At 62.1% G+C, this 7,131-nt stretch carries 9 protein-coding genes and 1 pseudogene; 8 read left to right on the forward strand and 2 right to left on the reverse strand.

The features are described 5' to 3' along the window. Positions 1–254: pseudogene (locus EN879_RS18120) on the forward strand (lysozyme); the annotation flags it as partial. Between the two features lie 17 nt (positions 255–271). Here EN879_RS18120 and EN879_RS18125 read toward each other — a convergent pair. Further along, complete coding sequence (locus EN879_RS18125; protein ID WP_013532592.1) at positions 272–928, reverse strand: uracil-DNA glycosylase; 657 nt, start codon at positions 926–928, stop codon at positions 272–274. Positions 929–939: 11 nt separating this feature from the next. Next, complete coding sequence (locus EN879_RS18130) at positions 940–1,521, reverse strand: NYN domain-containing protein (RefSeq protein WP_010915096.1); 582 nt, start codon at positions 1,519–1,521, stop codon at positions 940–942. Positions 1,522–1,844: 323 nt separating this feature from the next. Between EN879_RS18130 and rpoZ the strand changes: the two genes are divergently transcribed. The 7 genes from rpoZ to EN879_RS39990 form a co-directional block, all read left to right on the forward strand. Then, positions 1,845–2,246, forward strand: coding sequence for a DNA-directed RNA polymerase subunit omega (rpoZ, locus tag EN879_RS18135; RefSeq protein ID WP_013532591.1), 402 nt, complete (start codon positions 1,845–1,847; stop codon positions 2,244–2,246). Between the two features lie 128 nt (positions 2,247–2,374). Then, positions 2,375–4,603 (forward strand): bifunctional (p)ppGpp synthetase/guanosine-3',5'-bis(diphosphate) 3'-pyrophosphohydrolase, encoded by a 2,229-nt coding sequence (locus tag EN879_RS18140; RefSeq protein WP_013532590.1) that lies wholly within the window; start codon positions 2,375–2,377, stop codon positions 4,601–4,603. 50 nt (positions 4,604–4,653) lie between these two features. Next, complete coding sequence (gene pyrE / locus EN879_RS18145; protein WP_013532589.1) at positions 4,654–5,232, forward strand: orotate phosphoribosyltransferase; 579 nt, start codon at positions 4,654–4,656, stop codon at positions 5,230–5,232. A gap of 35 nt (positions 5,233–5,267) precedes the next feature. Beyond that, the gene (locus EN879_RS18150; RefSeq protein ID WP_024503070.1) at positions 5,268–5,648 is read left to right on the forward strand and encodes a VOC family protein; all 381 of its coding nucleotides are present in this window, start codon (positions 5,268–5,270) and stop codon (positions 5,646–5,648) included. Between the two features lie 254 nt (positions 5,649–5,902). Beyond that, the gene (locus EN879_RS18155) at positions 5,903–6,502 is read left to right on the forward strand and encodes a DUF2062 domain-containing protein (RefSeq protein WP_013532587.1); all 600 of its coding nucleotides are present in this window, start codon (positions 5,903–5,905) and stop codon (positions 6,500–6,502) included. Then, positions 6,499–6,912 (forward strand): holo-ACP synthase, encoded by a 414-nt coding sequence (acpS, locus tag EN879_RS18160; RefSeq protein WP_013532586.1) that lies wholly within the window; start codon positions 6,499–6,501, stop codon positions 6,910–6,912. Before EN879_RS18155 ends, acpS begins: the two co-directional genes overlap by 4 nt. Positions 6,913–6,966: 54 nt before the next feature. Then, a partial coding sequence (locus tag EN879_RS39990; RefSeq protein WP_245493834.1) for a S26 family signal peptidase occupies positions 6,967–7,131 on the forward strand: 165 nt, incomplete at its 3' end.

Genomic DNA, 7,131 nt, shown 5'->3' on the forward strand with positions numbered 1-7,131 from the left:
CTCCAGTCGAGGCGACGTTCGGCAAGCCTGCGATCGTCTATCTGACCGATGAGGCAGCGCAGACCTATGCAGGGCGCATTGCTGCCCGTCCGCTCTGGCTCCGCTCGTTGCTCCTGGAGCCGGACCGCGACGACTGGGTCTACTGGCAGTACCACAACAGGGGTCGCGTCGACGGCATCAATGGCGATGTCGATATGAATGTGCTGAAGGGTGGGCCGGCGGTGCTGGCTGCACTGTTTGCGCCATCAAGCTGATCCGCTGGCGCCCGACTCTATTTCTGCAGGAACGCCGCTATCTGGCTGAAAACGCTAACGAACATCGCTTCGGTCAGCACACCGGTGTTGGTGTTGTAGCGCGAGCAATGATAGCTCGAAAACAGCGTGATGCTGCCGGCCGGCAGCTGCCCGCCATGCTTGAACGGATAGGCGGCGACACGCCCGCCCAATGCCCGCACCGTCGACTGGTGCGCGATCGATCCCAGTGCCAGCACGGCGCGCAGGTTCGGGAACCTGGCGATCGTCGGCACCAGGAATGTCCGGCAGGTGGCAATCTCAGCGCCCACCGGCTTGTTCTCCGGCGGCACGCAGCGCACCGCGTTGGTGATCGCGGTGCCGACCAGCTCCAATCCGTCATCTGGCCGCGCCTTGAACTCTCCGCGCGCAAAACCGTGCGAAATCATCGTCGAGTAGAGCATGTCGCCGGCATAGTCGCCGGTGAACGGGCGGCCCGTTCGATTGGCACCGCGCAGGCCAGGCGCCAGCCCGACGATCAGCAACTGAACCGCCGCGTCACCCTCGGGTGGTAAAAAAGTCGGCACCGGCGCATTGAACCAGGACGGCTCGCGCTGCCGCCACTCGGCGATGAAGTCATGCAGCCTTGGGCAGAGCGGGCAATCGCGGCCGGGTTCGGAGGCGGAAAGCACGGTCAAGGCGACCGGCCTCAATAATCGTCCTCGTCGACTTCGGCCGGCTCGGGCCTGCGCACCGGGCGCTCGGACGGGTCACGGCCAACCTCGTTCTTCAGCGTCGTCAGGTCGATGAAATGGTCGGCCTGGCGGCGCAGATCGTCGGAGATCATCGGCGGCTGCGAGGCCATGGTCGAGACGATCGATACCTTGCGGCCACGCCGCTGCAATGCCTCGACCAATGTGCGGAAATCGCCGTCGCCGGAAAAGATGACGTAGTGGTCGACGACATCGGCGAGTTCCAGCGCATCGACGGTGAGCTCGATGTCCATATTGCCCTTGATCTTGCGGCGGCCGGTCGAGTCGGTGAATTCCTTGGCCGGCTTGGTGACCACCTTGAAGCCATTATAGTCGAGCCAGTCGATCAGCGGACGGATCGAGGAGTATTCCTGATCCTCGACCAGCGCCGTGTAATAATAGGCGCGCAGCAGATAGCCGCGCTTCTGGAAGCTCGACAGAAGCTTGCGGTAGTCGATGTCGAAGCCGAGCGCGCGCGACGTCGCGTAGAGATTGGCGCCGTCGATGAATAGGGCGATTTTTTCACGAGGGTCGAACATGGAAAATATTCCTTCTCGAAATAAACACCCGTCTAAACCAAATGCGATAGCGTTCGGTCAGGCTCATAATAAACCGGCTGACCTCTATGCCATCCGAGATAGCGCCAGTTTCGCGGCAATCCAAGGGCGCGTGCGGCACTGCAAGCAATTGTGATCGGGACACCGAACACATAGCACAGACTGGTTTTGCCAAATCGGGTGTTTGAACCAAGGTTTGGGCGCCATGCAACCCAGCCATTGCCATGATGCTTGTATTTTGGCGGCGTTCGGGTTATGGACCGAGCCTGTTTTCCATCAAATCCATCGCATGAAAGGGGCAATCCATGGCCCGCGTAACCGTTGAAGATTGCATCGACAAGGTCGACAACCGCTTCGAGCTGGTGCTCCTTGCCGGCCATCGTGCCCGGCAGATCAGCCAGGGCGCGCCGATCACAGTGCCGCGTGACAACGACAAGAATCCGGTTGTGGCGCTGCGCGAGATCGCCGATGAGACGCTGTCGCCCGACGACCTCAAGGAAGATCTGATCCATTCGCTGCAGAAGCATGTCGAGGTCGACGAGCCCGAGGCCGATGGCGAGGCGATTGCCGATCAGACCGGCACCGCCGTTGCCGCCACCGACGCCGACGACGCCGAGGAGAACATCACCTTCGACCGGATGACCGAGGAAGACCTCCTGGCCGGCATCGAGGGCCTGGTGCCGCCGGAAAAGAGCGACGACTACTAAGCCAGCGTTCTGGACCTGCCTGGAATACGTTTCCGGCACTTCCGTCCAGTCAGTTTCGTGGCTATCTATGGGATGCGCCGTACGCTAGTGCGGCGCATCAATCATTTCAGCACCGCGAGATTCCGCCCATGATGCGTCAGTATGAGCTTGTCGAGCGCGTCCAGCGCTACAAGCCTGACGTCAACGAGGCGTTGCTCAACAAGGCCTATGTCTATGCCATGCAGAAGCATGGCCACCAGAAGCGCGCTTCCGGCGATCCGTATTTCTCGCATCCGCTCGAAGTCGCCGCCATCCTCACCGAAATGCATATGGACGAGGCGACGATCGCGGTCGCCCTGCTGCACGACACCATCGAGGACACGACCGCCACGCGGGCCGAGATCGACGATCTGTTCGGCCCCGAAATGGGCAAGCTGGTCGAGGGCCTGACCAAGTTGAAGAAGCTCGATCTGGTCTCGAAGAAGGCCGAGCAGGCGGAAAACCTGAGAAAGCTTCTGCTGGCGATTTCGGAAGATGTCCGCGTGCTGCTGGTCAAGCTCGCCGATCGTTTGCACAATATGCGCACCCTCGACCACATGCCGGAGGCCAAGCGCCTGCGCATCGCCGAGGAGACGATGGATATCTACGCACCGCTGGCCGGGCGCATGGGCATGCAAGGCATGCGTGAAGAGCTGGAGGAGATCGCCTTCCGCTTCATTAATCCTGAAGCCTATCGCGCCGTCACCGCACGGCTTGCCGAAATCTTCGAACGCAACAAGGGCGTGCTGACGGACATCGAAAAGGCACTGTCCACGTTGTTCGAGAAGCATGCGATCAACGCCAGCGTAAAGAGCCGGCAGAAGAAGCCGTGGTCGGTGTTCCGCAAGATGGAGGCCAAGGCGCTGTCCTTCGAGCAGCTCTCTGACATCTTCGGCTTTCGCGTCGTCGTCGACACGGTCGAGGACTGCTACCGGGCGCTTGGCGCCATCCACACCGCGTGGTCGATGGTGCCGGGTCGCTTCAAGGACTACATCTCGACGCCGAAACAGAACGACTACCGCTCGATCCACACCACCATTGTCGGCCCGTCGCGCCAGCGTGTCGAGCTGCAGATCCGTACCCGAGAGATGAACAAGATCGCCGAATACGGCGTCGCCGCCCATTCGATCTACAAGGATACCGGCGGCAAGACGAATGGCGCCGCCCACGCGATTTCAAAGGAAACCAACGCCTACGCCTGGCTGCGCCGCACCATCGAGCAGCTTGCCGAAGGCGACAACCCTGAGGATTTCCTCGAAAATACCAAGCTGGAACTGTTCCAGGACCAGGTGTTCTGCTTCACCCCGAAAGGCATGTTGATTGCGCTGCCGCGCGGCGCGACACCGATCGACTTCGCCTATGCGGTGCACACCGATGTCGGCGACACCTGCGTCGGTGCCAAGGTCAACGGCCGCATCATGCCGCTGATGACGGAACTGAAGAACGGCGACGAGGTCGAGATCATCCGCTCCAAGGCGCAGGTGCCGCCGGCGGCGTGGGAATCGGTCGTCGTCACCGGCAAGGCGCGCTCGGCCATCCGCCGTGCCACCAAGAACGCCATCCGCAAGCAATATTCGGGTCTTGGCATCCGCATCCTGGAACGCGCCTTCGAGCGTGCCGGCAAGACCTTCACCAAGGAGAGCCTGAAGCAGGTGCTGCACAGGTTGGCGCGCAAGGACATCGAGGATGTGCTGGCCTCTGTCGGGCGTGGCGAGCTCGCCTCCACTGATGTCATGAAGGCGGTATTCCCCGACTACAAGGATGAGCGCGTCACCACGGCCGTCCCCAAGCCGCGAGAGGAGGGCTGGTCGAAGATCCGCAATGCCGCCGGCATGCTGTTCCAGATTCCGGGTCGTGCCGCGCGCAAGGACAAGGACCAGCCGCGCGATGGAGCCGTGCCGATCCGCGGCGTGCGCGGCGATCTGCCGGTGCGCTTCGCGCCGGAAGGGGCAGTCCCTGGCGATCGCATCGTCGGCATCGTCCAGCCGGGCACCGGCATCACTATCTATCCGATCCAGTCGCCAGCGCTGCAGGCGTTCGATGACCAGCCCGAGCGCTGGATCGACGTGCGCTGGGACATCGATGAGCGCACCAAGGAACGCTTTCCGGCGCGCGTATCGGTCACCGCCATCAACGCGCCGGGGTCACTCGCCGATATAGCGCAGGTGGTTGCCTCGAACGACGCCAACATCCATACGCTGTCGATGGTGCGCACTGCGCCCGACTTCACCGAAATGCTGATCGATCTCGAAGTCTGGGATCTCAAGCACCTCAACCGGCTGCTATCGCAGCTCAAGGACAATTCGAGCGTCAGCGACGCAAGACGCGTCAATGGCTAGACCATGCTCCGGTTTCGGACAACATCATGGTCAATCAAAAAGAGGCAGACATGAACACCGATGAAGTGCTGGGCATTTTCCGCGAGGCGGGTGCTGTTCTGGAAGGGCATTTCATTTTGACCTCGGGCCTGCGCAGTCCGGTCTTCCTGCAGAAGGCGCGCGTGTTCATGCATGCCGACAAGACCGAGCTTCTGTGCAAGGCGCTGGCGGAGAAGATCCGCGCAGGCGTGCCCGGCAAGATCGACTATGTCGTCGGCCCGGCGATCGGCGGGCTGATCCCGGCCTATGAGACCTCACGTCATCTCGGCGTGCCGGCGATCTGGGTCGAGCGGGAGGGGGGCGAGTTCCGCTTGCGCCGCTTCGAGATCGCCAGGGGGTCGCGTGTCGTCATCGTCGAGGACATCGTCACCACCGGCCTGTCGATCCGAGAGACCATCGAGTGCCTGCGCGAGCTTGGCGCCGAGGTGGTTGCCGCGGCCTGCATCATCGACCGTTCGGCCGGCAAGACTGATGTCGGCGTGCCGCTCATCGCGCTTGCCGAGTATGAGGTCCCGGCCTATCCGGCCGACCGGCTGCCGCCGGAGCTTGCCGCCATCCCGGCGATCAAGCCCGGCAGCCGCAACATCTGACGGGGCATGCCGACATGCGTGAAGACGAATTGGAAATGATCGCCGGCATCGATCATTTCGTGCTGACGGTCGCTTCGCTGGAAGTGACCTGTGAGTTTTACCAGCGCGTGCTGGGTTTTGAGCGCATCGACGCGGCGGATCGACCGACGGCGCTGGCTTTCGGTAGCCATAAGATCAATGTGCATGAGGTCGGCCGGACTTTCGAGCCAAAGGCGAAGTCGCCGACATCAGGATCAGGTGATTTCTGCCTGATCACCGAGCGGCCACTGGATGAGGTCCGTGCGCGGCTCGCGGCCAATGGTGTGGTGGTGGAACTCGGCCCGGTTGAACGTGTCGGGGCCCGAGGTCCAATGATGTCGGTCTATTTCCGCGACCCGGACGGCAATCTGGTCGAGGTCAGCGAATACCTGCCGTAGCCGCTGGCGGCGCTGTGCCTTTCGGCGATGCGACTGCCGTTCCTTAAATTTGCCGCGATTGTCCAATGTTCGAAGCAAGACCTGCCGCCCCGAAGGGCGGCGACAAGCGCGGCGCACAAAAGGTGTTTGGTTGTTCTTGCGCCAGCGCGTTGTTATATAAGCTGGCGATTGCCATAGGGTGATCGTCAAGCGCAAGATGTGGCTGCCACGCCCGGCTGAAGGTGCCGTTGCGGGCGCTGTGGAACGGGAACAGAGTGCTATTTCGACGCCGCAAGCCTGATGGCCTTTATGAGCGGGTGCGTACCTATCTTTGGCCGCGCCGCTCGTTTTCGCGCTCGCTTCAGTATTTTTCCAAGCGCATCCTGCGGCTGAAGGCCACACCGCATGCGGTGGCGGCCGGCGTTGCGGCCGGTGTCTTCGCTTCATTCTTCCCCGTCGGTTTCCATTTCATCATCGCTGCCATCCTGTGCTGGGTGATAGCCGGCAATCTGGTGGCGGCGGCGCTTGGCGCGGTTTTTTTCGGCAACCCGCTGACCTTCCCGTTGCTATGGGGCGCGTCGTGGGAAACGGGCAAGCTCATCCTGCATGACCGGTTGCCGACACATGGGCCGCCGGCGCATCTGGGCGAGATGTTGCACAACCTCTCCTTCGCGCAATTGTGGAAACCGGTCCTTGAACCGATGCTGATCGGTGCGGTTCCGCTCGGCTTGATCTTCGGGCTGCTGTTCTACGCCATCACGCGCTGGGGCATGAACGCTTTCCGCGAACAGCGGCGCAAACGCCTGGCCGAGCGCGCAAGCCGGCATGCGCAATCGTCCCATCCCGGCGCAAGCATCGGTTCCACTGCGCGATGATCATCGGCATCGGCAGCGACCTGATCGACATCAGACGCATCGAGAAATCGCTGGAGCGTCACGGCCAGCGCTTCGTCCAGAGAATCTACACCGACATCGAACAGGCGCGTTCGGACAATCGACGCGCCCGCGCGGCCTCCTATGCCAAGCGTTTCGCCGCCAAGGAGGCCTGCGCCAAGGCGCTGGGCACCGGACTGGCGCAGGGCGTGTTCTGGCGCGACATGGGTGTCGTCAACCTGCCCAGTGGCGCGCCGACCATGGCGTTGACGGGAGGAGCGCAGGCCAGGCTGGCCAAAATCCTGCCAAAGGGCTATCGGGCGGCAATCCACCTCACCATCACGGATGATTTCCCGCTCGCTCAAGCCTTTGTGATCATCGAGGCGCTGCCCGTCGAAGAAGCGCCACATTGATTGCCTCTGACGACCGGCATTGACGTTGCCCAGCGCGCGCCGAGACTCTATACCATCCAACGCACAATCGAGGACGACATGAGCGTGGCTGAAAAATCCGAGAAGAAATCCGGCGGGCTTGGCGAGACCGTCAGCGTCATCGTCCAGGCGCTTTTGCTCGCCCTGGTCATCCGCACGCTGCTGTTCCAGCCTTTTTCGATCCCGTCGGGATCGATGCGG

Origin of the sequence: Mesorhizobium sp. M7A.F.Ca.AU.002.02.1.1 (genome assembly GCF_003998535.1) — a bacterium.
Lineage (GTDB): Bacteria > Pseudomonadota > Alphaproteobacteria > Rhizobiales > Rhizobiaceae > Mesorhizobium > Mesorhizobium ciceri.